We start from the raw sequence: 23542 nt of genomic DNA on the forward strand, positions 1-23542 counted from the left end.
TCGATGAACACGGCGCGGCGCTGCATGCCTCGGGTGTGCGCCACGCGCTCGAAGCCGCGCATCCGCTCGCGGACGACTGGATCGCGGCGCTCGCCGCATTCCTCGATTGCGGTTTCGCGCCGATCGACGCGCTGGTGCTCGCGCTGGCGTGGCGCGACGGCGACGAGGCGCGCGGCGCGGACGCGTGGCCGGTCGACGCCGCGCGGTTTCCACGCGTCGCCGGCCTGGCTGCCGCGCCGGAGCCGGCGTTCCCGCCATGCCCGCCGCAACTCGGCCTCTATCCGGTCGTACCGGATGCAGAATGGGTCGAGCGCGTGCTCGATTGCGGCGCACGGACCGTACAACTGCGCGTGAAAGACGCGAATCCCGATGCGTTGCGCCGGGAGATCGCGCGTGCGGTCGCGGCGGGGCGCCGTTACCCCGATGCGCGCGTGTTCATCAACGATCACTGGCAGATCGCAGTAGAAGAGAGTGCGTACGGCGTACATCTGGGTCAGGAAGACCTCGAGACGGCCGACCTCGCCGCGATCGCGCGCGCCGGCCTGCGGCTCGGGCTGTCGAGCCACGGTTATTACGAAATGTTGCGGGCATTGCACGAGCGCCCGAGCTATCTCGCGCTCGGCCCGGTGTACGCGACCGCGACCAAGGCGGTCGCGGCACCGCCGCAGGGCCTGGCGCGGATTGCCCGCTATGCGCGCTTCGCGGGCGAGCGGGCGCCGCTCGTCGCGATCGGCGGCGTGGGACTCGACGCGTTGCCGGACGTACTCGCGACGGGCGTGGGCAGCGTTGCGGTGGTCAGTGCGGTGACGGGGGCTATCGATTATCGGGCGGCGATTGTTGCGTTGCAGCAATGTTTTGCCCGACAATTTGACAATCATTGACCGCGGGGCTCGGAACGGCGTCACGACATCATTCCAAGGCAGGCCCTATAATTCGGCGTTCTGCGTAAAAGGACTGTCAGCTCCGTGAGCCCCACTCCTACCGAGACACTGCTGGAACTTCGCGACGTCGACTTTGGCTACGGCGACCGCCTCGTCCTGTCGAACCTGAACATGCGCTTCGGGCGCGGCCAGGTCGTCGCTGTCATGGGCGGGTCGGGTTGCGGCAAGACGACCGTGCTGCGCCTGATCGGCGGCCTGGTGCGTGCGCGCCGCGGCCAGGTGCTGTTCGGCGGCGCCGACGTCGGCGCGCAGACCCGCGAGGGCCTGTATGCGCTGCGCCGCAAGATGGGCATGCTGTTCCAGTTCGGTGCACTGTTTACCGACATGTCGGTGTTCGAGAACGTTGCGTTCGCGCTGCGCGAACACACCGATCTTCCCGAAGACCTGATCCGCGACCTCGTGCTGATGAAGCTGAACGCGGTCGGCCTGCGCGGCGCGCGCGACCTGATGCCGTCCGAGGTGTCGGGCGGGATGGCGCGCCGCATCGCGCTCGCCCGCGCGATCGCGCTGGACCCGCAGCTCATCATGTACGACGAGCCGTTCGCCGGCCTCGACCCGATTTCGCTCGGCATCACCGCGAACCTGATCCGCACGCTGAACCAGGCGCTCGGCGCGACGTCGATCCTCGTCACGCACGACGTGCCGGAGTCGTTCGCGATCGCCGATTACGTGTACTTTCTCGCCAACGGCGGCGTGCTCGCGCAGGGCACGCCTGACGAGCTGCGCGCATCGACCGATCCGAGCGTGCGCCAGTTCATCGACGGCGCGCCGGACGGCCCGTTCAAATTTCACTACACGAGCCCGCCGCTGGCGGCGGATTTCGGGCTCGGCGGAGGGCGCGCATGATCAGCGCGATCGGACGTTACGTCATCGGCGGCCTCGAGCGCGCGGGCTACGGCACGCGCCTGTTCGTGCGCCTCGTGCTGGAATTCTTCCCGCTGCTGCGCCGGCCGCGGCTTGTCACGAAGCAGATCCACTTTCTCGGCAACTATTCGTTCGTGATCATCGCCGTGTCGGGCCTGTTCGTCGGCTTCGTGCTCGGCCTGCAGGGCTACTACACGCTGAATCGCTACGGATCCGAGCAGGCGCTCGGCCTGCTGGTCGCGCTGTCGCTCGTGCGCGAGCTCGGGCCCGTGGTCACGGCGCTGCTGTTCGCGGGGCGCGCGGGCACGTCGCTCACCGCGGAGATCGGCCTGATGAAAGCCGGCGAGCAACTCACCGCGCTCGAGATGATGGCGGTGGACCCGATCAAGACGGTGATCGCGCCGCGCATGTGGGCCGGGATCATCGCGATGCCGTTGCTCGCGGCGATCTTCAACGCGGTCGGCGTGCTCGGCGGCTATTTCGTCGGGGTCGTGCTGATCGGCGTCGATCCGGGCGCGTTCTGGTCGCAGATGCAGGGCGGGGTCCAGGTCTGGGCCGACGTCGGCAACGGCGTGCTCAAGAGCATCGTGTTCGGGTTCGCCGTGACCTTCGTTGCGCTGTATCAAGGGTATGAAGCGAAGCCCACGCCCGAAGGCGTGTCGCGCGCGACGACCAAGACGGTCGTGTTCGCGTCGCTCGCCGTACTCGGCCTCGATTTCCTGCTGACCGCGCTGATGTTCAGCTAAGCCTCAGCCAAGCCAAATTTTGGAATGACGATGAAAAAGACTGCTCTCGACTTCTGGGTCGGCCTGTTCGTGGTGGTGGGCTTCCTTGCGGTGCTGTTCCTGGCGCTGAAGGTCGGCAACATGAGCTCGCTGTCGTTTCAGCCGACCTATTCGGTGAAGATGAAATTCGACAACATCGGCGGGCTGAAGCCGCGCGCGGCCGTGAAGAGCGCGGGTGTCGTGGTCGGCCGCGTGAAGACGATCGGCTTCGACACCAATACCTATCAGGCGCTGGTGACGATCGATATCGACGGCCAGTACCCGTTCCCGAAGGATTCGTCGGCGAAGATCCTGACGTCGGGCCTGCTCGGTGAGCAGTACATCGGCCTCGAGCCGGGCGGCGACACCGAAATGCTGAAGACGGGCGATACGATCACGATGACGCAGTCTGCGATCGTGCTCGAGAACCTGATCGGCCAGTTCCTGTACAGCAAGGCAGCCGACGCGGGCGGCGCGAAGCCGGCGGCCGGTGCGCCGGCCGCGCCCGCACCGGTGGCGGTACCGGCGTCCGCGGTGTCCGCTTCGGGCGCCCAATAACCACACGAGAGAAAGACAAGAGGGTAATGACCATGCAGACGATCCGCATCAGGCACGCCGCGCTTGCGGTTGCGGCAGTCGCCGCGTTGAGCGGCTGCGCGACCGTGCAGACGCCGACCAAGGGTGATCCGCTCGAAGGCTTCAACCGGACGATGTACAAGTTCAACGATACGGTCGACACGTACGCGTTGAAGCCGGTCGCGAAGGGCTACCAATACGTGGTGCCGCAGCCGGTGCGCGAGAGCGTGACGAACTTCTTCTCGAACATCGGCGACGTCTACATTGCGGCGAACAACATCGTGCAGCTGCGGATCGCGGACGGCGTCGGCGACATCATGCGCGTCGTGATCAATACGGTGTTCGGCGTCGGCGGCCTGTTCGACGTCGCGACGATCGCGAAGCTGCCGAAGCACACGGCCGACTTCGGGATCACGATGGGCCGTTACGGCATGCCGTCGGGCCCGTATCTCGTGCTGCCGCTGCTTGGCCCGAGCACGCTGCGCGACACGGCGGGCCTCGGCGTCGACTACGTCGGCAACCCGCTTACCTACGTGAAGCCGGACGGCCTGAGCTGGGGCCTGTTCGGCGTGAACCTCGTCAACGCGCGGGCGAACCTGCTCGGTGCGGGCGATGTGCTGGATGCTGCGGCGCTCGACAAGTATTCGTTTGTGCGCAACGCATACCTGCAGCGCCGCCAGATGCTGATCGACAACGCGCGCGGCGAGGCCGCCACGACATCGGGCAACGATGCGCTGCCGAAGTACGACCTGCCGGACGACGGCGCGGCACCGGCGCCGGCCGGCGCATCGGGCGCGGCGATTGCGGCGCCGGCTTCGGGTCCGGCCGCATCGCCGAATCCGGCCAGCGCGACGACCGTGCCGCCGATGCAGGTGGCGCCGCCGTCACCGGGCGGCCTGCATCTGCCGAACATCCGGTTCTGAGCGGATACATTCGTTACAGCCGGAAACGATTCAGTCGGTAGCGGGCGCGAACTTGCGCGTAAGCTACCGGCTCCAACCTCCGCATCGACTCATTCATGCAGGTCACTATGATGAAAAAACTGTTCCTGATCCCCGTTTTCGCGGCGCTGTTCTCGTTCGGCAGCGCAGCTCACGCGCAAGTCGACCAGTCGAACCCGCAGGCGTTGATCAAGACGGCGACGCAGCAGGTGCTCGACGAAGTCAAGCAGCAGACGATCAAGCAGGGCGATACGAACCGCATCATCACGATCGTCAACAAGGACATCCTGCCGTACACCGATTTCCGCCGCACCACGCAGCTCGCGATGGGCCGCAACTGGCGCACGGCGTCGGCCGAACAGCAGCAGCAGATTCAGGAGCAGTTCAAGCTGCTGCTGATCCGCACGTATTCGGGCGCGCTCGCGCAACTGAAGCCGGACCAGCAGATCCAGTACCCGCCGTTCCGTGCCGATCCGGCCGATACCGACGTCGTGGTCAAGACGGTTGCGATGAACAACGGCCAGCCGGTGCAGATCGACTACCGCCTGTACAAGTCGACCAACGGCTGGAAGGTCTATGACCTGAACGTGCTCGGCGCGTGGCTGATCCAGACGTACCAGCAGCAGTTCAACGAGAAGATCCAGCAAAGCGGTGTGGACGGCCTGATCAAGTTCCTGACGCAGCGCAACCAGGAACTTGCCGCCGGCAAGCAGGTGTCGTGAGCGGCTTCGCGGCCGGCTCCTCGCTGACCGTCGCGAGCGCGAAGTCCGCGCTCGCGGACGGTCTCGCGCGCATCGGCGCGGGCGCAACCGCTGTCGATTGCGCGGCGCTGACGCAGTTCGATTCGTCCGCGCTCGCCGTGCTGCTTGCATGGCAACGCGCCGCCAAAGCGCGCGGCGCGACCCTCGACATCCTCAATCTCCCCCCGAAGCTCGCCAGCCTCGCGCGCGCTTACGGCGTCGACGCGCTCATCGAAGGCACCGGGCGACATTGACCCTGTCCGACCGAAGCCTGCCGCGCCGCCCGGCGCGCAAGCTTCAGGCCGCGTGCCTCCGGCACCGGCTCCGCTAGCCGGTTTGCCCTATAATCAAGCGTTTTGCGGGGCAGCCAATCGGCGTCCGTCCCCCATTTTCTTTCGCAGCAAGCACCAGAATAGGCGTCGCGGCCATTGCGCCGCGCACAGTCATGTCAGCCATAGAAATCCGTCACGTCAAGAAGCGCTACAAATCGCTTCAGGCGCTCAAGGGCGTCAGTCTGTCGGTCGAGGAAGGCGAGTTTTTCGGTCTGCTCGGCCCGAACGGCGCAGGCAAGACCACGCTCATCAGTATCCTCGCCGGGCTCGCCCGGGCCGATGAAGGCAGCATCTCGGTGCGCGGCCACGATGTCGTCAAGGACTTCCGCGGCGCGCGCCGCGCGCTCGGCGTCGTGCCGCAGGAACTCGTCTTCGATCCGTTCTTCACCGTCCGCGAGACGCTGCGGATCCAGTCCGGCTATTTCGGACTGCGCCGCAACGACGACTGGATCGACGAAGTGATGGCCAATCTCGATCTCACCGAGAAGGCCGACGCGAACATGCGCGCGCTGTCGGGCGGGATGAAGCGCCGCGTGCTGGTCGCGCAGGCGCTCGTGCACCGGCCGCCCGTGATCGTGCTCGACGAGCCGACCGCCGGCGTCGACGTCGAACTGCGCCAGACGCTGTGGAAATTCATCTCGCGACTGAACCGCGAGGGCCACACGATCGTCCTGACCACCCATTATCTCGAGGAAGCCGAGGCGCTGTGCGACCGCATTGCGATGCTGCGTCGCGGTGAAGTCGTCGCGCTCGACCGCACCGACGCGCTGCTGCGTCGTTTCGCGGGGCTGCAGCTGTACCTGCGCCTGGCGGCGGGCGCGCTGCCCGCCGAGCTGCGCGGGCTGGAGACCGATCCGGCCGCACGCGCGCCGGGCGAGCACCTGCTGCGTCTCACGAGCTACGACGATGTCGAACGCATTCTCGCGCAGTGTCGTGCGGCGGGCTGCACGTTCGACGAGATCGAGGTCCGCAAGGCCGACCTCGAAGATGTGTTCGTCCAGGTGATGAACGGGGCCGAGGTGATCGAGGGATTGGCATGAATCAACAACCCCCACGCGAACTTCGTTCGCTGCCCCCCGAGGGGGCGCCCGCCACTCTTGGGGCGGCTCGGCGAGTAGCGGGAAGCGGTTTTCGCACGCTGTTCTACAAGGAACTCCTGCGTTTCTGGAAGGTGTCGTTCCAGACGGTGTGTGCGCCGATCGTGACGGCGCTGCTGTATCTGACGATCTTCGGTCACGCGCTGTCGGGCCGCGTCGAGGTGTATCCGGGCGTCGAGTACGTGAGCTTTCTCGTTCCCGGCCTCGTGATGATGAGCGTGCTGCAGAACGCGTTCGCGAACAGTTCGTCGTCGCTGATCCAGTCGAAGATCACCGGCAACCTCGTGTTCGTGCTCCTGCCGCCGCTGTCCTACAAGGACATCTTCGGCGCGTACGTGCTCGCGTCCGTGGTGCGCGGGCTGGCGGTCGGCACGGGCGTGTTCGTCGTGACGATCTGGTTTATCCCGATGCATTTCGCGGCGCCGTTGTTCATCATCGCGTTCGCGCTGCTCGGTTCGGCGATCCTTGGCACGCTCGGGCTGATCGCCGGGATCTGGGCCGAGAAGTTCGACCAGCTCGCCGCGTTCCAGAACTTCCTGATCATGCCGCTGACGTTCCTGTCCGGCGTGTTCTATTCGACGCACTCGCTGCCGCCCGTGTGGCGTGAGATTTCGCGTCTCAACCCGTTTTTCTACATGATCGACGGTTTCCGTTACGGGTTCTTCGGCGCGTCCGACATCAACCCGCTCGCGAGCCTCGCCATCGTCACCGGTTTCTTCGTGCTGCTCGCGATATTCGCGATGCGGCTGCTCGCGACCGGCTACAAACTGCGTCATTGATATCGACGGCAGCGGCCGCCACAGGCGGCGCGCGCCGACAGGAGCCCCTCATGTTGCCGACTCCCGAACAGGTCAAGCAATACATCGCCGGCGGTCTCGCCTGCACTCATCTGGAAGTCGAAGGCGACGGCCAGCATTTCTTCGCGACGATCGTGTCGGCGGCCTTCGAAGGCAAGCGGCCGATCCAGCGGCACCAACTCGTCTATGCGGCGCTCGGCGATCGCATGAAGCAGGAAATCCACGCGCTCAGCATGAAGACGCTGACGCCCGCCGAATGGCAGAACGCATAACCGGAACCACTGAGTGCAAGTCACCGTCAACGAGCGCGACGCCGTCCAGAGCGTCGCCACGGCACACCCGGCCGCCAACGGGGAATCGCAGGGACAGGGGATGGACAAGCTCGTGATCGAAGGCGGTCGCCGGCTGTCCGGCGAGATCGTCGTGTCCGGCGCGAAGAACGCCGCGCTGCCGATCCTGTGCGCGGGGCTGCTGAGCGCAGATCCGGTCGAGCTCGACAACGTGCCGAACCTGAAGGACGTGCGTACCACGCTGAAGGTGCTGAACCAGATGGGCGTGAAGAGCGAAACGGACGGCTGCCGCGTGCAGCTCGACGCGTCGCGCGTCGACAACCTCGTCGCACCGTACGAGCTCGTGAAGACGATGCGCGCATCGATCCTCGTGCTCGGGCCGCTGCTCGCGCGCTTCGGCGAAGCGAAGGTGTCGCTGCCGGGCGGCTGCGCGATCGGCGCGCGTCCGGTGGATCAGCACATCAAGGGCCTGCAGGCGATGGGCGCCGAGATCAGCATCGAGCACGGCTTCATTGAAGCGCGCGCGAAGCGTCTGAAGGGCGCGCGCATCGTGACCGACATGATCACGGTGACGGGCACCGAAAACCTGCTGATGGCCGCGACGCTGGCCGACGGCGAGACGGTGATCGAAAACGCGGCGCGCGAGCCGGAAGTGAGCGATCTCGCACACTTGCTGGTTGCGATGGGCGCGAAAATCGACGGCATCGGCACCGACCGCCTCGTGATCCAGGGCGTCGAGCGCCTGCATGGTGCGCACCATTCGGTGATTCCCGACCGTATCGAGGCCGGCACGTTCCTGTGCGCGGTCGCAGCGGCCGGCGGCGACGTGATGTTGACGGGCGTGCGCCCGCAGATCCTCGACGCGGTGGTCGACAAGCTGCGCGAAGCCGGCGTGTCGATCGAGGAAGGCGACAGCTGGCTGCGCGTGAAGATGGACCGCCGCCCGTCGGCGGTGACGATCCGCACGTCGGAATACCCGGCGTTCCCGACCGACATGCAGGCGCAGTTCATGGCCCTCAATTCGATCGCGACGGGCACCGCGCAGGTCGTCGAGACCATTTTCGAGAATCGCTTCATGCACGTGCAGGAGCTGAACCGGCTCGGCGCGAACATCACGGTCGACGGCAACACGGCGCTCGTGACCGGCGTCGACAAGCTGTCCGGCGCAACCGTGATGGCGACCGACCTGCGCGCGTCGGCGAGCCTCGTGATCGCCGGGCTGCGTGCCGAAGGCGAAACGCTCGTCGACCGCATCTACCATCTGGACCGCGGCTACGACCGCATGGAAGCCAAACTGACCGCTGTCGGCGCGAGCGTGCGCCGCCTTTCCGGGAGCCAAGCATGACCGCGCCGCTGACCCTCGCCCTGTCGAAGGGCCGGATTTTCGAGGAAACCCTGCCGCTGCTGGCGGCTGCCGGCGTGCAGGTGGCCGAGGATCCGGAAACGTCGCGCAAGCTGATCCTGCCGACGACCGATCCGAACCTGCGCGTGATTATCGTGCGCGCGAGCGACGTGCCGACCTATGTCGAATACGGCGCGGCCGATTTCGGCGTGGCCGGCAAGGACGTGCTGGTCGAGCACGGCGGCTCGGGCCTGTACCAGCCGATCGATCTGAACATTGCACGCTGCCGGATGTCGGTGGCCGTGCCGGCCGGTTTCGACTACGCGAACGCGGTGCGCCAGGGCGCGCGCCTGCGGGTCGCGACCAAGTACGTCGAAACGGCTCGCGAACACTTTGCCGCGAAGGGCGTGCACGTCGACCTGATCAAGCTGTACGGTTCGATGGAACTGGCGCCGCTGGTCGGGCTGGCCGACGCGATCGTCGACCTCGTTAGCTCGGGCGGCACGCTGAAGGCGAACAATCTGGTCGAGGTCGAGGAGATCATGGCGATCTCGTCGCGCCTCGTCGTGAACCAGGCTGCGCTGAAGTTGAAGCGCGCGGCGCTCAAGCCGATTCTCGACGCGTTCGAACGCGCGTCGCAGAATGGCAATTGAGCGCATCACCGTAACGGAACTCCCATGGCCATCACCATCCGCAAACTCGATTCGACGAGCGAAGGCTTCGATGCCGCGCTGCGTGCGGTGCTCGCATTCGAGGCGAGCGAGGACGAAGCGATCGAGCAATCGGTCGCGCAGATCCTCGCCGACGTGAAGTCGCGCGGCGACGCCGCGGTGCTCGAGTACACGAACCGCTTCGACCGGCTGAACGCCAACAGCGTCGCCGCGCTCGAACTGCCGCAGGACGCGCTGCAGACGGCGCTCGACGGCCTCGCGCCGAAGGCGCGCGCGGCACTGGAAGCCGCGGCTGCGCGCGTGCGTGCGTACCACGAGAAGCAGAAGATCGAGTGCGGCACCCATAGCTGGCAGTACACGGAAAGCGACGGCACGGTGCTCGGCCAGAAGGTCACGCCGCTCGACCGCGTCGGCCTGTACGTGCCGGGCGGCAAGGCGGCCTATCCGTCGTCGGTGCTGATGAACGCGATTCCCGCGCGAGTAGCGGGCGTCGGCGAGATCGTGATGGTCGTGCCGACCCCGGACGGCGTGAAGAATGACCTCGTGCTAGCCGCGGCGCTGCTCGGCGGCGTCGATCGCGTGTTCACGATCGGCGGCGCGCAGGCGGTCGGCGCGCTCGCGTACGGCACGGCCACGGTGCCGGCGGTCGACAAGATCTGCGGGCCGGGCAACGCATACGTCGCATCGGCGAAGCGCCGCGTGTTCGGCACGGTCGGCATCGACATGATCGCCGGGCCGTCGGAAATCCTCGTGCTGTGCGACGGCACGACCGATCCGAGTTGGGTCGCGATGGACCTGTTCTCGCAGGCCGAGCACGACGAGCTCGCGCAGTCGATCCTGCTGTGCCCGGACGCCGCGTTCCTCGAGCGCGTCGAGAAGGCAATCGACGAGCTGCTGCCGACGATGCCGCGCCAGGACGTGATCCGCGCATCGCTCGAAGGCCGTGGTGCGCTGATCAAGGTGCGCGACATGGCCGAAGCGTGCCGGATCGCGAACGAGATCGCGCCCGAGCACCTCGAGATTTCCGCGCTGGAGCCGCAGCAATGGGGCCAGCAGATCCGCCACGCGGGTGCGATCTTCCTCGGCCGCTACACGAGCGAGAGCCTCGGCGACTACTGCGCCGGCCCGAACCACGTGCTGCCGACGTCGCGCACCGCGCGCTTCTCGTCGCCGCTCGGCGTGTACGACTTCATCAAGCGCTCGAGCCTGATCGAAGTCAGCGCCGAAGGGGCGCATACGCTGGGCGAAATCGCCTCCGAGCTCGCGTACGGCGAGGGCCTGCAGGCGCACGCTCGCAGCGCCGAACTCCGGATGAAGGGGTGACACGCGCGCCGGAGCCGATGCCGAAGCATCGGTTCCGGTCGGTCTGGAGACCGGTGCAGGGCGGCAGCCGCCGCCTTGCCGACCATTTGACGCCGGCGCGACGCACGCCGGCTTGAGACCATGACGACGCCACAAGACATCATCCGCCGCGATGTGCTCGCGATGACGAGCTACCCGGTGCCGGACGCGAGCGGGTTCGTGAAGCTCGACGCGATGGAGAACCCGTATTCGCTGCCCGCGCCGCTCGCCGCGGCACTCGGCGAGCGCCTCGCGCAGGTCGCGCTGAACCGCTACCCGGCGCCGCGCCCGGGCGCGCTGCTCGACAAGCTGCGCCACGCGATGGGTGTGCCGGCCGCCTGCGACGTGCTGCTCGGCAACGGGTCGGACGAAATCATCAGCATGATGTCGGTGGCATGCGCGAAGCCGGGCGCGAAGGTGCTCGCGCCGGTGCCGGGCTTCGTGATGTACGAACTGTCCGCGAAATTCGCGCAGCTCGAATTCGTCGGCGTGCCGCTGAAGGCCGACCTGACGCTCGACGCCGACGCGATGATCGCGGCAATCGACGCGCACCGTCCCGCGCTCGTCTATCTCGCTTATCCGAACAACCCGACCGGCACGCTGTACGACGAAGCCGACGTCGAGCGCATCATCGCGGCCGCGCGTCACAGCCTGATCGTGATCGACGAGGCGTACCAGCCGTTCGCGGAGCGTTCGTGGCTGCCGCGCGCCGCCGAGTTCGACAACGTCGTCGTGATGCGCACGGTCTCGAAGCTCGGCCTCGCCGGCATCCGCCTCGGCTATCTCGCCGGGCAGCCCGCCTGGCTGAACGAGTTCGACAAGGTGCGCCCGCCGTACAACATCAACGTGCTGACCCAGGCGACCGCCGATTTCCTGCTCGATCACCTCGACGTGCTCGATGCGCAGGCGGCCGAACTGCGCACGGAACGCGCACGCCTCGCACAGGCCGTGGCCGCGCTGCCGGGCACGACGGTGTATCCGAGCGCCGGCAACTTCCTGCTGGTGCGCGTGCCGGACGCGGCGACCGTGTTCGATGCGCTGCTCACCGAGCGGGTGTTGATCAAAAACGTGAGTAAAATGCATCCGTTGCTGGCCGAATGCGTGCGGCTGACCGTCGGTTCTCCCGACGAAAATGCACGCTTGCTGGCTGCTTTGAAACTCGCGCTGCCCGGTTGAGCCCAGGGCGCGGTGGCGCGCGACGATCAATCCCCATTTAAATCAGACTCATTCAAGGAATTGCCATGCGTGTGGCGGAAGTCGTTCGCAATACCAGCGAAACGCAGATCCGTGTGAAGCTCGATCTCGACGGCACGGGCCAGCAGAAGCTGGCTACCGGCGTGCCGTTTCTCGACCATATGCTCGACCAGATCGCGCGACACGGTCTGGTCGACCTCGAGGTTGAAGCGCATGGCGACACGCACATCGACGATCACCATACGGTCGAGGACGTCGGCATCACGCTCGGTCAGGCCGTCGCGAAGGCGATCGGCGACAGGAAGGGCATCCGCCGTTACGGCCATTCGTACGTGCCGCTTGACGAGGCGCTGTCGCGCGTCGTGATCGACTTCTCGGGTCGCCCGGGCCTCGAATTCCACGTGCCGTTCACGCGCGCGCGGATCGGCACGTTCGACGTCGACCTGTCGATCGAATTCTTCCGCGGGTTCGTGAATCACGCGGGCGTCACGCTGCACATCGACAACCTGCGCGGGATCAATGCGCACCATCAGCTCGAAACGGTGTTCAAGGCCTTCGGCCGGGCGCTGCGCGCGGCGGTGGAGCTCGACGAGCGAGCGGCGGGGCAGATTCCGTCGACGAAGGGCAGCCTCTGATTTCGTGACGGACTGCGCCCGGGACAATCTCACGGCTTCGGCGCGCTGCGCCGGCTTGCGATGGATCTGCTCAAATCGTTCATTTCGCTGCTTGCGTTGATCAATCCGGTCGGCGCGGTGCCGTTCTTCCTGAGCCTGACGGCGCAGCAGACGGACGACGAGCGGCGCCGCACGATCCGGATCGCTTCGGTGTCGGTGTTCTGCGTGATGACGGTGACGGTGCTGCTCGGGCAGCAGATCATTAACTTCTTCGGCATTTCGGTCGGTTCGCTCGAAGTGGGCGGCGGGATCATCATGTTGCTGATGGCGATCAACATGCTGAACGCGCAGATCGGCAACACGCGATCGACGCCCGAGGAGCGCCACGAAGCCGAGATGAAGGACAACGTCGCGGTCGTGCCGCTGGCGATTCCGCTGCTTACGGGCCCCGGCTCGATCAGCACGGTGATCATCTACGCGGCGAACTCGCATCACTGGTATGAGCGAGCCGGGCTCGTCGCGATTGGCGCGGTCCTGGCTTTGCTGTGTTTTATCGCTATGCGGCTCGCCGAGCCGATCGCGAACTGGGTCGGCCGCACCGGCATCAACATCGCCACGCGGCTGATGGGTCTGATGCTGTCGGCGCTGGCGGTGGAATTCATCGTCAATGGACTGAGGGCGCTACTGCCTGCACTGAGATGAAAACTTCGATTGCGATTGTGGATTATGGGATGGGCAACCTGCGCTCGGTCGCGCAGGCGCTCAAGAAGGCCGAGCCGGCCGCCGACGTGGCGATCGTCGACACGCCGGCCGCGATTCGCGCGGCCGACCGCGTCGTGTTGCCAGGCCAGGGCGCGATGCCGGACTGCATGCGCTGCCTCGGCGAATCGGGGCTGCAGGAAGCGGTGATCGAGGCGTCGCGCACGAAGCCGCTGCTCGGCGTGTGCGTCGGCGAGCAGATGCTGTTCGACTGGAGCGCCGAAGGCGACACGAAGGGCCTCGGCCTGTTGCCCGGCAAGGTCGTGCGGTTCGAGCTCGACGGCCAGCTGCAGGACGACGGTTCGCGCTTCAAGGTGCCGCAGATGGGCTGGAACCGCGTGCATCAATCGCAGCCGCACCCGTTGTGGGACGGCGTGCCCGACGACGCCTATTTCTACTTCGTGCACAGCTATTACGTGAGCCCGGAGAACCCGGCGCACACGGTGGGCGAAACGGCGTACGGTGCGACGTTTACGTCCGCGGTCGCGCGGGACAACCTCTTCGCAACCCAATTCCACCCCGAGAAAAGCGCGGAGGTCGGGTTGCGTCTGTATCGCAACTTCGTACACTGGAAACCGTAAACGTCGCATGCGTGCCACAATTCGCGGGGCTGAAAGGCCCGTGTTGCGGCCGTCCCGCGCATGATTTGTTAGCTTGGGGAGTGTGTCTTTCCTGCTGCATTGCGGCGTCGATCGTTGCTGGTCCGGTTTGGTCAAACGGCGCTCCTCGCGCCTTGCAGTGGAACCGGAAATGCACGTTCGCGAGCCCGTTATCGGCGGGAGCAGGCCCTAAGCGCTGAAAGAGTTGTACTAAACTAGCGAGACGGCGCGGCACCGGTTTGGCCGGTGCGCGCCGGATTCTTTTCTTCTTCCACGACGACACCCGATTGCTATGTTGCTGATTCCGGCCATCGATCTCAAAGACGGTCAGTGTGTGCGCCTCAAACAGGGCGATATGGACCAGGCCACGATTTTCTCCGAGGACCCGGCGGCGATGGCCCGCAAGTGGGTCGATCTCGGCGCCCGGCGGCTGCATCTGGTCGACCTGAACGGCGCTTTTGCCGGCAAGCCGAAGAATCTCGAAGCGATCGAAGCGATCCTCGAAGAAGTCGGCGACGAAATCCCCGTGCAGCTCGGCGGTGGCATTCGCAGCCTCGAGACGATCGAGAAGTATCTCGACGCCGGCCTCTCCTACGTGATCATCGGCACCGCGGCCGTGAAGGATCCGGGCTTCCTGCAGGACGCATGCACCGCGTTCGCGGGCAACATCATCGTCGGCCTCGACGCGAAGGACGGCAAGGTCGCGACCGACGGCTGGAGCAAGCTTACCGGCCACGAAGTGATCGATCTCGCGCGCAAGTTCGAGGACTACGGCGTCGAATCGATCGTCTACACGGACATCGGCCGCGACGGGATGCTGCAGGGTATCAACATCGAGGCGACGGTGAAGCTCGCACAGGCGGTCGGCATTCCGGTCATCGCAAGCGGCGGCCTGTCGAACCTCACCGACATCGAGAACCTCTGCGAAGTGGAAGAACACGGCGTCGAAGGCGTGATCTGCGGCCGTGCGATCTACTCCGGTGATCTCGATTTCGCGGCCGCGCAAAAGCGCGCGGACGAACTGAACGGCGAACTCGACGACGCGTAAGCGCGGTCGTTCCGCTCGCCGGGGGCTGCCTGCCGGCAGCCCCGACCGGGCGCCTCGCGCGAGGCGTCCGAAACCGGCCGTCCGCAACCGGCCATCTCATCGCGGCATTTGGCGCAACATCATGGCTCTAGCTAAACGCATCATCCCCTGCCTGGACGTGACTGCCGGGCGTGTCGTCAAGGGCGTCAACTTCGTTGAATTGCGCGATGCCGGCGACCCCGTCGAAATCGCTCGCCGCTACGACGACCAGGGCGCCGACGAACTCACGTTCCTCGACATCACCGCGACCTCCGACCAGCGCGATCTGATCCTGCCGATCATCGAGGCCGTCGCATCGCAGGTCTTCATTCCGCTGACCGTCGGCGGCGGCGTGCGCGCCGTCGAAGACGTGCGGCGCCTCCTGAACGCGGGCGCGGACAAGGTCAGCATGAACTCGTCGGCGGTCGCGAACCCGCAGCTCGTGCGCGACGCGGCCGACAAGTACGGCTCGCAATGCATCGTCGTCGCGATCGACGCGAAGCGTGTGTCGGCCGACGGCGAGACGCCGCGCTGGGAAGTGTTCACGCATGGTGGCCGCAAGGGCACGGGCCTCGACGCGATCGAATGGGCGCGCAAGATGGCCGAACTCGGCGCGGGCGAGATCCTGCTCACGAGCATGGACCGCGACGGCACGAAGTCGGGCTTCGACCTCGCGCTCACGCGCGGCGTGTCGGACGCGGTGCCGGTGCCGGTGATCGCGTCGGGCGGCGTCGGTTCGCTGCAGCATCTCGCGGACGGCATCAAGGACGGCCGCGCCGACGCGGTGCTGGCCGCGAGCATCTTCCACTATGGCGAGCACACGGTCGGCGAGGCGAAACGCTTCATGTCCGACCAGGGCATCCCTGTGAGGCTGTGATGAATACGGAAACGAAATCCCTGCCAGCGTGGCTCGACAAGGTCCGCTGGGACGACAACGGCCTCGTGCCGGTGATCGCGCAGGAAGCGTCGACGAACGACGTGCTGATGTTCGCGTGGATGAACCGCGAGGCGCTGGCCAAGACGATCGAGACGCAGCGCGCGGTCTACTATTCGCGTTCGCGCAAGCGCCTGTGGTTCAAGGGCGAGGAGTCGGGCCACGTGCAGCACGTGCACGAGGTGCGGCTCGACTGCGACGAGGACGTCGTGCTGCTGAAGGTCGAGCAGGTGTCGGGCATCGCATGCCACACCGGCCGGCATTCGTGCTTCTTCCAGAAATTCGAAGGTACCGTGGACGGCGGCGACTGGGTCGCGGTCGATCCGGTGCTGAAAGATCCCGAACACATCTACAAATGACGCAATCGACCGAAGACACGCTGCTGCGCCTCGCAGCCGTGATCGATAGCCGCAAGGGCGGCGACCCCGAGCAATCGTATGTATCTCGCTTGTTCCACAAGGGCGACGACGCGGTGCTGAAGAAGATCGGCGAAGAGGCGACCGAAGTCGTGCTGGCCGCGAAGGACGTGCGCCAGGGCGGCGCTCCGACGGCACTGGTCGGCGAAGTGGCCGATCTGTGGTTCCACTGCCTCGTGATGCTGTCGCATTTCGACCTGAGTCCGGCCGACGTGATCGCCGAACTCGAGCGTCGCGAAGGGCTGTCGGGCATCGAGGAAAAGGCGCTGCGCAAGCGCCGCGAGCGCGAGGAAAACGGCGGGTGACGGCCGACGGCCTGCTGCACCGGCAACAGTGCGGTAAGCTGTAAGAATTGTCATCTTACGAGGGTAGCATCATGACCGATACGCCGAGCCAGTTTCCGACGCCGTCGGTGCAGGGCGCAGCGGAGGCCGAGCGGCTGAACGGGTTGCGCACGCTGACGCACGTGTTGTACGGCCTCTACGCGATTCATTGGCTGACGGGCGGCGTCACCGGCATCATCGCGATCATCATCAACTACGTGAAGCGCGGCGATGTGGCCGGCACGCCGTACGCCGACCATTTCGAGTGGCAGATCCGCACGTTCTGGCGCGCGCTGATCGCTTACGTGATCGGCTTCGCGCTGATGTTCGTGGTGGTCGGGTTCGTCATCATGTTTGTCACATGGATCTGGACGCTGTACCGTATCATCAAGGGTTGGCTGTACCTGAACGACAACAAGACGCTCGATCCGCAGGCCTGGTTCTGACCGGCGAGCGGGCGTTTCGCAGGAGCAACATGAGTCACGATCCGAATTGCCTGTTCTGCAAGATCGCGGCGGGCGAGATCCCGAGCACGAAGGTGCACGAGGACGACGAATTCGTCGCGTTCCGCGACATCCGCCCGGCGGCCGAGACGCATGTGCTCGTGATTCCGCGCCGGCACCTGCCGACGCTGTCGGCGGCGGGCGATGCCGATGCACCGATGCTCGGCCGGCTGATGCTGCTCGTCGCGCGTCTGGCCGAGCAGCTCGGCGTCGCGTACACGGGCGGCGAAACCGGGTTTCGCACGGTGATCAATACGGGCCCCGGTGGCGGGCAGGAGGTCTACCACCTGCACGCACACATCCTGGCCGGCCCGCGCCCGTGGCAGCGGATGGGTTGACGCAGCGGGGCGTTTCCCCGTATCGATAGTCGAAGCCGGCGCGCCGCCGGCGATTTACGCCGCGACGCGGCGCGGTTGAGGAGAGGTTTCATCATGGGTGGATTGAGCATTTGGCACTGGCTGATCGTGCTGCTGATCGTTGCGCTGGTTTTCGGTACGAAGAAGCTGCGCAACATCGGCAACGATCTCGGCAGCGCCGTGAAGGGTTTCAAGGACGGCATGAAGGAAGGCGAAACGCCGGCGGATGCGCAGCAACTGCCGCGCTCTGGCTCGGTCGACGTCGACGCGAAGGAAACGACGCGTTCCGACTCGAACAAGGCGTAAGCCGCCACGCTGACAGGCATTCGCGATGCTGGATCTCGGTCTTTCGAAGATGGCGCTGATCGGCGTCGTCGCGCTCGTGGTGCTCGGCCCCGAGCGCCTGCCGCGCGTCGCGCGTACGGCGGGTGCATTGTTCGGTCGCGCGCAGCGGTACATCAACGACGTCAAGGCCGAGGTCTCGCGTGAAATCGAGCTCGACGCGCTGCGCACGATGAAGACTGATTTCGAGGCGGCCGCACGCAATGTCGAAACGACGATTCACGACAACCTGCGCGAGCACGAGAAGGAACTGAACGACACGTGGCATTCCGCAGTCGGCGGCCTCAATGAGGGCTCGGTCGATGCCGGCGCGTACGGCTCCGACACGCCCGCAGCGCCGTCGTCGTGGCGTGGCAGCGCGGGTCCGCTCGCGCCGAAGCGTCGCAACTGGCGCGTGAAACAGGCGGCGACGCCTGTCTGGTACAAGCGCGCGACCACCCGCCGCACGCACGTGCAGTCGGGCGCCGCGCGTGTCGCGCGCCATCAGCCGGCCAGCCTGCGCCGGCCGACGCGCTTCTTCTGAGCCGAGCGCATGCTCGCTCGTCAATCCTACCGAGGGCCGGTGTGAGCGACCCCCAGCAGAACCCGGGCGACGCCCCGGAAGAAACCTTCATTTCCCATCTCGTCGAGCTTCGCGATCGCATCATTCGCGCGGGGTTGGCCGTGATCGTCGTGTTCCTCGGGCTCGTCTACTGGGCGCCCGAGATCTTCAGGCTGCTCGCGCGGCCGCTGATGGAGAACCTGCCGAAGGGCGGCAGGATGATCGTGACCGACGTCACCGGCTCGTTCTTCGTGCCCATGAAGGTCACGATGCTCGTCGCCCTCGTGATTGCGCTGCCGGTCGTGCTGTACCAGATCTGGGCGTTCGTCGCGCCAGGGCTGTATCAGCACGAGAAGAAGCTCGTTGCGCCGCTCGTCGGCAGCAGTTACTTCCTGTTCCTGTGCGGGATGGCGTTCGCGTATTTCCTCGTCTTCCCGACGATCTTCCGCGTGATGGCGCACTACAACGCGCCACTCGGTGCGGAGATGTCGACCGACATCGACAACTACCTGAGCTTCGTGCTCGGGATGTTCATCGCATTCGGGGTCACGTTCGAAGTGCCGATCATCGTCGTGCTGCTCGTGCGCATGGGCGTGCTGACGGTGAAGAAGCTGAAGGAGATCCGGCCGTACGTAATCGTCGGCGCCTTCATCGTCGCGGCAGTCGTCACACCGCCGGACGTATTCTCGCAACTGATGCTCGCGCTGCCGCTCATCGTGCTGTTCGAGGTCGGGCTGCTGGCCGCACGGTTCTTCGTGCCGAAGCCGACGGAAGAGAGCGAAGCGGAGAACGGCGCAGCGGGTTGACCAAGGCGCTTTGTGCGACGCCCCCTGGGCCATGTTTCAAAGCCGGGTGTGGCGCGGACGGTGCGCGGGCGGAGAGGTTCACCGCCGCCGGGAAAGACATGCGATGCAAAGCAACAGGGCAGCCGGATCGGCTGCCCTTTTTTCATGTCCGGCTACATCCGGCAGGCGACGCGGCCGCACCGCCCGGCGGGCGTCATTCGGAGTCGCTGTCCTGATCGTCGAGCGTCTGTTTCGGCGGCGGCGGGCGCTTGCCGATCACGACGTTCACGTCGAACTCCTTGCCCTTGCGCACGACGTGCACCTTGGTCGGCGTGCCCGGCTTGATCTGCGCGACGGTGTTCAGCAGCTTTGTCGTGTCGGTGATTTCCTCGCCGTTCACGCTGACGAGGATGTCGCCCGGCTTGATGCCGGCCTTGTCGGCCGGGCCGCCTTGCAGCACGCCCGCGACGATCGCGCCCGATTTCTGCGACAGCCCGAACGACTCGGCGATCTCCGGTGTGACGTCCTGCGGCTCGACGCCGATCCAGCCGCGCGTGACCGAGCCGCTCGTGATGATGCTTTCGAGCACGGTGCGTGCGGTCGAAACGGGGATCGCGAAGCCGATGCCGAGCGAGCCGCCTGAGCGCGAGTAGATCGCGGTGTTGATGCCGAGCAGGTTGCCGTTCACGTCGACCAGTGCGCCACCCGAGTTGCCGGGGTTGATCGGGGCATCGGTCTGGATGAAGTTCTCGAACGTGTTGATGCCGAGGTGATTGCGGCCGAGCGCGCTGATGATGCCCATCGTGACCGTCTGGCCGACGCCGAACGGGTTGCCGATCGCGAGCACGACGTCGCCGACGCGCGCCTGGTCGGAGCGGCCGAGCGTGATCGTCGGCAAGTTCGTCACGTTGATCTTCAGCACCGCGAGATCGGTTTCCGGGTCGCTGCCGATTACCTTCGCGGTGGCCGTGCGGCCGTCGGCGAGCGCGACTTCGATCTGGTCGGCGCCGTCCACGACGTGCTGGTTCGTTAGAATGTAACCTTCCGGGCTCACGATAACGCCCGAGCCGAGGTTGGCGGCCGGCTCGTCTTGCTGCTTGCGGGCATTGCGGTCGCCGAAGAAGTAGCGGAACAGCGGGTCTTTCGCGCGCGGATCGGGCGGCAAAGAGCCGTCCTTGCTGGAGAATACATTGACGACGGCCGGCATCGCCTTTTGCGCTGCCTCGGCGTACGACGTGGTCGCCGGTGCGCCGCCGATGCCCGGCGCGACCTCCCGCAGTGCAACGATCGGCGTGGCGAGCTGCTTGCCGAGCTGTCCTTGCCGTTGCAGCCATTGCGGCTTGAGCGTCACGACGATGAACATCAGCGCGAGCAGTACGGTTACCGCCTGCGCGAAGAACAGCCAGAAGCGTCTAAGCATCTGAATGGATTAGAGGTTTATATGGATCGGATCGAACTTGAATTGTACTTGAACAATACCCTTGAAACCGCGCGCTTCAAGGACTATTGCCCGAACGGCCTTCAGGTCGAGGGGCGCCGCAAGATCGAGAAGATCGCCACCGGCGTCACGGCGTCGGTCGCATTCCTCGAGGCGGCGCTCGAATGGGGAGCGGATGCGGTGCTCGTCCATCACGGCTATTTCTGGCGCAACGAGGCGCCGCAGATCACCGGCCGCAAGTACCAGCGCCTGAAGCTGCTGCTCGCGAACGACCTGAACCTGTTCGCGTACCACCTGCCGCTCGACGCGCACCCGGAATTCGGCAACAACGCGCAGCTCGGCGAGAAGCTCGGGCTGATCGGCGAGCAGCGTTTCGGCGACGGCGACCTCGGCTGGATGGCGACGCTGCCGATGCCCGTCTCGCTCGAGCACTTCGTCGCGAAAGTCGAGCACACGCTCGGTCGTACGCCGCTCGTGCTCGGCGACCGCGACATGCAGCTACGCCGGATCGCGTGGTGCACGGGTGCCGCGCAGAGCTATTTCGACGCGGCGATCGATGCCGGCGCCGATGTGTTCCTCACCGGCGAGGTATCCGAATCCATTACGCATGCGGCGGCCGAAAGCGGCGTCGCATTCGTTGCGGCAGGGCACCATGCGACCGAGCGCTACGGAATCCAGGCGCTCGGTGCGCACTTGTCCGAAGAATTCGATATCGAACACCTTTTTATCGATATTCATAATCCGGTCTGAAAGCCGGATTTGCGGCGGCGCATCGAAATTTTGCAATGTAGCGAATGCTTAAAAGTGAAATGATTTAATCGCTTCGGTAGTGGGGGAAAACCCTTGACTATCAACCACTTCGAACGGATTTTCATCTCCGGGCCTTGTAAATGGCGACTCCATTCGAGCAAACTAGCGACGGAATGGAAAGTCGTGACGGAAAATCCAACTCAGAAGTGGGGCGTGTGATGCGAGACAAGGAAGAGAAACGCGTCGACAGCGGCCGCCGTACCTGGCTGATTGCGACATCCGTAGCAGGTGGCGTAGGAGGCGTGGCCACCGTCATACCTTTCGCGGCGTCGCTGGCGCCGTCCGCAAAAGCAAAAGCGGCCGGCGCGCCGGTCGAGGTCGACATCAGCAGCCTGAAACCCGGCGAGATGGTTACCGTGCCGTGGCGCGGCAAGCCGGTCTGGATCCTGAATCGCACCGACGACATGCTGGCCGACGTGGTCAAGGCCGACAAGGAAGTGGCCGATCCGACCACGAAATCCCCGTATTCGATGCCGTTGCCCGCGTATTGCGCGAACGAATACCGTTCGCGCACCGATCGCAAGAACATTCTCGTCGTGATGGCCGTATGTACGCACCTCGGCTGCACGCCAAGCCAACGCTTCACGCCGGGTCCGCAGCCGAACCTGCCGGACGACTGGCCAGGCGGTTTCCTGTGCCCGTGTCACGGTTCGACCTACGACCTCGCCGGCCGTGTGTTCAAGAACAAGCCGGCGCCTCAGAATCTCGACATCCCGCCCTACATGTTCACGTCGGCGACGACCATCGTGATCGGCAAGGACGAGAAAGGAGAAGCGTGATGGGTGCCGACAATAAAGAAGTCTCCACGACAGGTCTCACAGGCTGGATCGACCAGCGCTTCCCGCTCACGTCTACCTGGAAAAAGCACGTTTCCGAGTACTACGCGCCGAAGAACTTCAACTTCTGGTACTTCTTCGGCTCCCTCGCACTGCTCGTGCTCGTCAACCAGATCGTCACGGGCATTTTCCTGACGATGAACTACAAGCCCGACTCGACGCTCGCGTTCTCGTCGGTCGAGTACATCATGCGTGAGGTGCCATGGGGTTGGCTGATCCGCTACATGCACTCGACCGGTGCGTCGATGTTCTTCGTCGTCGTGTACTTGCACATGTTTCGCGGGCTGATGTACGGGTCGTACCGCAAGCCGCGCGAGCTCGTGTGGATCTTCGGCTGCGCGATCTTCCTTTGTCTGATGGCGGAGGCGTTCTTCGGCTACTTACTGCCGTGGGGCCAGATGTCGTTCTGGGGCGCGCAGGTGATCGTGAACCTGTTCTCGGCGATCCCGTTCGTCGGCCCGGACCTGTCGCTGTGGATTCGCGGTGACTACGTCGTGTCGGATGTCACGCTGAACCGGTTCTTCGCATTCCACGTGATCGCGATCCCGCTCGTGCTGGTCGGCCTCGTGATAGCGCATCTGGTCGCACTTCACGAAGTGGGGTCAAATAATCCGGACGGCATCGAGATCAAGGCGAAGAAGGACGAGAACGGCATTCCGCTCGACGGCATCCCGTTCCATCCGTACTACTCGGTGCACGATTTCTTCGGCGTCTGCGTGTTCCTGATGGTGTTCGCGCTGATCGTGTTCTTTGCGCCGGAGATGGGCGGCTACTTCCTGGAGTCGAACAACTTCGTGCCGGCGAACCCGCTGCAGACGCCGCCGGAGATTGCGCCGGTCTGGTATTTCACCGCGTTCTACGCGATGCTGCGCGCGACCACCGACCCGTTCAAGATCGTGCTGATGATCGTGATCGCGCTGCTCGGCGTGCTGGCGTTGATCCGTGCGCGCGGCAAATGGAAGGCCGGGCTGCCGGTGCTGGCCGCGGCGATCGTCGTGTTCATGTTCCTGACGGAGTCGAAGTTCTGGGGTGTCGTCGTGATGGGCTCGGCGGTGATCACGCTGTTCTTCCTGCCGTGGCTCGACCGCAGCCCGGTGAAGTCGATCCGCTACCGGCCGCTGTTCCACAAGGTGTTCCTCGGGATCTTCGTCGCGGCGTTCCTGACCCTCGCGTTCCTCGGCACACGGCCGCCATCGCCGGCTGCGACGCTGATTGCGCAGGGCTGCGCGCTGATCTACTTCGCGTTCTTCCTCGGCATGCCCGTCTGGACGCCGCTTGGCACGTTCAAGCAGCCGCCGGAGCGGGTGCGCTTCAAGCCCCATTAACGCGA

General features: G+C 65.4%; 30 protein-coding genes. 29 read left to right on the forward strand and 1 reads right to left on the reverse strand.

The window, feature by feature from the left end; genetic code table 11:
• The 26 genes from thiE to tatC form a co-directional block, all read left to right on the forward strand.
• The coding region (thiE, locus tag J7024_RS12830; RefSeq protein WP_234745110.1) for a thiamine phosphate synthase at positions 1–881 on the forward strand (881 nt) is incomplete at its 5' end.
• Positions 882–965: 84 nt separating this feature from the next.
• A complete protein-coding gene (locus J7024_RS12835) occupies positions 966–1787 on the forward strand; it encodes an ABC transporter ATP-binding protein (RefSeq protein ID WP_124828669.1) in 822 nt (273 codons plus the stop codon).
• Positions 1784–2551, forward strand: a complete 768-nt coding sequence (gene mlaE, locus J7024_RS12840) for a lipid asymmetry maintenance ABC transporter permease subunit MlaE (RefSeq protein WP_096504237.1) — start codon at positions 1784–1786, stop codon at positions 2549–2551. The genes J7024_RS12835 and mlaE overlap by 4 nt, the downstream gene beginning before the upstream one ends.
• 24 nt (positions 2552–2575) lie before the next feature.
• Entirely contained in the window at positions 2576–3127 is a 552-nt protein-coding gene (mlaD, locus tag J7024_RS12845; protein WP_124828668.1) for an outer membrane lipid asymmetry maintenance protein MlaD, read from the forward strand.
• Between the two features lie 32 nt (positions 3128–3159).
• Positions 3160–4068 carry an MlaA family lipoprotein gene (locus J7024_RS12850; protein WP_124828713.1) on the forward strand — a complete coding sequence of 303 codons (909 nt, stop codon included), beginning with the start codon at positions 3160–3162 and terminating at the stop codon, positions 4066–4068.
• A 110-nt stretch (positions 4069–4178) separates the two neighbouring features.
• Positions 4179–4808 carry an MlaC/ttg2D family ABC transporter substrate-binding protein gene (locus J7024_RS12855; RefSeq protein ID WP_124828667.1) on the forward strand — a complete coding sequence of 210 codons (630 nt, stop codon included), beginning with the start codon at positions 4179–4181 and terminating at the stop codon, positions 4806–4808.
• Positions 4805–5080: an STAS domain-containing protein gene (locus J7024_RS12860; RefSeq protein WP_124828666.1), complete on the forward strand. Its 276-nt coding sequence runs from the start codon at positions 4805–4807 to the stop codon at positions 5078–5080. The genes J7024_RS12855 and J7024_RS12860 overlap by 4 nt, the downstream gene beginning before the upstream one ends.
• Positions 5081–5271: 191 nt before the next feature.
• Entirely contained in the window at positions 5272–6198 is a 927-nt protein-coding gene (locus tag J7024_RS12865) for an ABC transporter ATP-binding protein (RefSeq protein ID WP_124828665.1), read from the forward strand.
• Positions 6195–7034 (forward strand): ABC transporter permease, encoded by an 840-nt coding sequence (locus J7024_RS12870; protein ID WP_233409937.1) that lies wholly within the window; start codon positions 6195–6197, stop codon positions 7032–7034. The genes J7024_RS12865 and J7024_RS12870 overlap by 4 nt, the downstream gene beginning before the upstream one ends.
• Positions 7035–7084: 50 nt before the next feature.
• On the forward strand, positions 7085–7324 hold the full coding sequence (locus J7024_RS12875; RefSeq protein ID WP_006477131.1) for a BolA family protein: 240 nt from the start codon (positions 7085–7087) through the stop codon (positions 7322–7324).
• Positions 7325–7337: 13 nt separating this feature from the next.
• On the forward strand, positions 7338–8687 hold the full coding sequence (murA, locus tag J7024_RS12880) for a UDP-N-acetylglucosamine 1-carboxyvinyltransferase (protein ID WP_124828664.1): 1350 nt from the start codon (positions 7338–7340) through the stop codon (positions 8685–8687).
• Positions 8684–9337 (forward strand): ATP phosphoribosyltransferase, encoded by a 654-nt coding sequence (gene hisG / locus J7024_RS12885; RefSeq protein ID WP_006751807.1) that lies wholly within the window; start codon positions 8684–8686, stop codon positions 9335–9337. Before murA ends, hisG begins: the two co-directional genes overlap by 4 nt.
• Positions 9338–9361: 24 nt before the next feature.
• Positions 9362–10678 carry a histidinol dehydrogenase gene (gene hisD, locus J7024_RS12890; protein ID WP_124828663.1) on the forward strand — a complete coding sequence of 439 codons (1317 nt, stop codon included), beginning with the start codon at positions 9362–9364 and terminating at the stop codon, positions 10676–10678.
• Positions 10679–10798: 120 nt separating this feature from the next.
• Entirely contained in the window at positions 10799–11872 is a 1074-nt protein-coding gene (hisC, locus tag J7024_RS12895) for a histidinol-phosphate transaminase (RefSeq protein WP_124828662.1), read from the forward strand.
• 65 nt (positions 11873–11937) lie between these two features.
• Positions 11938–12525, forward strand: a complete 588-nt coding sequence (gene hisB / locus J7024_RS12900) for an imidazoleglycerol-phosphate dehydratase HisB (protein ID WP_006477126.1) — start codon at positions 11938–11940, stop codon at positions 12523–12525.
• Positions 12526–12585: 60 nt separating this feature from the next.
• Positions 12586–13206, forward strand: coding sequence for a YchE family NAAT transporter (locus J7024_RS12905; protein WP_124828661.1), 621 nt, complete (start codon positions 12586–12588; stop codon positions 13204–13206).
• On the forward strand, positions 13203–13844 hold the full coding sequence (gene hisH, locus J7024_RS12910; RefSeq protein WP_124828660.1) for an imidazole glycerol phosphate synthase subunit HisH: 642 nt from the start codon (positions 13203–13205) through the stop codon (positions 13842–13844). Before J7024_RS12905 ends, hisH begins: the two co-directional genes overlap by 4 nt.
• A 310-nt stretch (positions 13845–14154) precedes the next feature.
• Positions 14155–14910, forward strand: coding sequence for a 1-(5-phosphoribosyl)-5-[(5-phosphoribosylamino)methylideneamino]imidazole-4-carboxamide isomerase (gene hisA, locus J7024_RS12915; RefSeq protein WP_124828659.1), 756 nt, complete (start codon positions 14155–14157; stop codon positions 14908–14910).
• A 121-nt stretch (positions 14911–15031) separates the two neighbouring features.
• On the forward strand, positions 15032–15805 hold the full coding sequence (hisF, locus tag J7024_RS12920) for an imidazole glycerol phosphate synthase subunit HisF (protein ID WP_096504259.1): 774 nt from the start codon (positions 15032–15034) through the stop codon (positions 15803–15805).
• On the forward strand, positions 15805–16221 hold the full coding sequence (gene hisI / locus J7024_RS12925) for a phosphoribosyl-AMP cyclohydrolase (RefSeq protein WP_124828658.1): 417 nt from the start codon (positions 15805–15807) through the stop codon (positions 16219–16221). Before hisF ends, hisI begins: the two co-directional genes overlap by 1 nt.
• Positions 16218–16583 carry a phosphoribosyl-ATP diphosphatase gene (locus J7024_RS12930; RefSeq protein ID WP_044845953.1) on the forward strand — a complete coding sequence of 122 codons (366 nt, stop codon included), beginning with the start codon at positions 16218–16220 and terminating at the stop codon, positions 16581–16583. The genes hisI and J7024_RS12930 overlap by 4 nt, the downstream gene beginning before the upstream one ends.
• 71 nt (positions 16584–16654) lie before the next feature.
• Entirely contained in the window at positions 16655–17047 is a 393-nt protein-coding gene (locus tag J7024_RS12935; RefSeq protein ID WP_096504261.1) for a DUF4870 family protein, read from the forward strand.
• Positions 17048–17076: 29 nt separating this feature from the next.
• The gene (locus tag J7024_RS12940; protein WP_124828657.1) at positions 17077–17442 is read left to right on the forward strand and encodes a histidine triad nucleotide-binding protein; all 366 of its coding nucleotides are present in this window, start codon (positions 17077–17079) and stop codon (positions 17440–17442) included.
• 93 nt (positions 17443–17535) lie between these two features.
• Positions 17536–17766: a Sec-independent protein translocase subunit TatA gene (gene tatA, locus J7024_RS12945; RefSeq protein ID WP_124828656.1), complete on the forward strand. Its 231-nt coding sequence runs from the start codon at positions 17536–17538 to the stop codon at positions 17764–17766.
• Between the two features lie 25 nt (positions 17767–17791).
• A complete protein-coding gene (tatB, locus tag J7024_RS12950) occupies positions 17792–18325 on the forward strand; it encodes a Sec-independent protein translocase protein TatB (protein WP_124828655.1) in 534 nt (177 codons plus the stop codon).
• Between the two features lie 41 nt (positions 18326–18366).
• Positions 18367–19149: a twin-arginine translocase subunit TatC gene (gene tatC / locus J7024_RS12955; RefSeq protein ID WP_124828654.1), complete on the forward strand. Its 783-nt coding sequence runs from the start codon at positions 18367–18369 to the stop codon at positions 19147–19149.
• Positions 19150–19342: 193 nt separating this feature from the next.
• Here the strand turns inward: tatC and J7024_RS12960 are convergent, their stop codons facing one another.
• Complete coding sequence (locus J7024_RS12960) at positions 19343–20548, reverse strand: S1C family serine protease (protein ID WP_124828653.1); 1206 nt, start codon at positions 20546–20548, stop codon at positions 19343–19345.
• A 21-nt stretch (positions 20549–20569) separates the two neighbouring features.
• Here J7024_RS12960 and J7024_RS12965 point away from each other — a divergent pair, with 21 nt between their 5' ends.
• The 3 genes from J7024_RS12965 (at position 20570) to J7024_RS12975 (ending at position 23537) form a co-directional block, all read left to right on the forward strand.
• The gene (locus tag J7024_RS12965; protein ID WP_124828652.1) at positions 20570–21316 is read left to right on the forward strand and encodes a Nif3-like dinuclear metal center hexameric protein; all 747 of its coding nucleotides are present in this window, start codon (positions 20570–20572) and stop codon (positions 21314–21316) included.
• Between the two features lie 218 nt (positions 21317–21534).
• Positions 21535–22155: a ubiquinol-cytochrome c reductase iron-sulfur subunit gene (petA, locus tag J7024_RS12970; protein WP_124828651.1), complete on the forward strand. Its 621-nt coding sequence runs from the start codon at positions 21535–21537 to the stop codon at positions 22153–22155.
• Positions 22155–23537 (forward strand): cytochrome b, encoded by a 1383-nt coding sequence (locus J7024_RS12975; protein WP_124828650.1) that lies wholly within the window; start codon positions 22155–22157, stop codon positions 23535–23537. The genes petA and J7024_RS12975 overlap by 1 nt, the downstream gene beginning before the upstream one ends.
• Positions 23538–23542 lie beyond the last annotated feature (5 nt).

The sequence above is a fragment of the Burkholderia sp. WTPI3 genome, from assembly GCF_021483755.1.
Classification (GTDB): Bacteria; Pseudomonadota; Gammaproteobacteria; order Burkholderiales; family Burkholderiaceae; genus Burkholderia.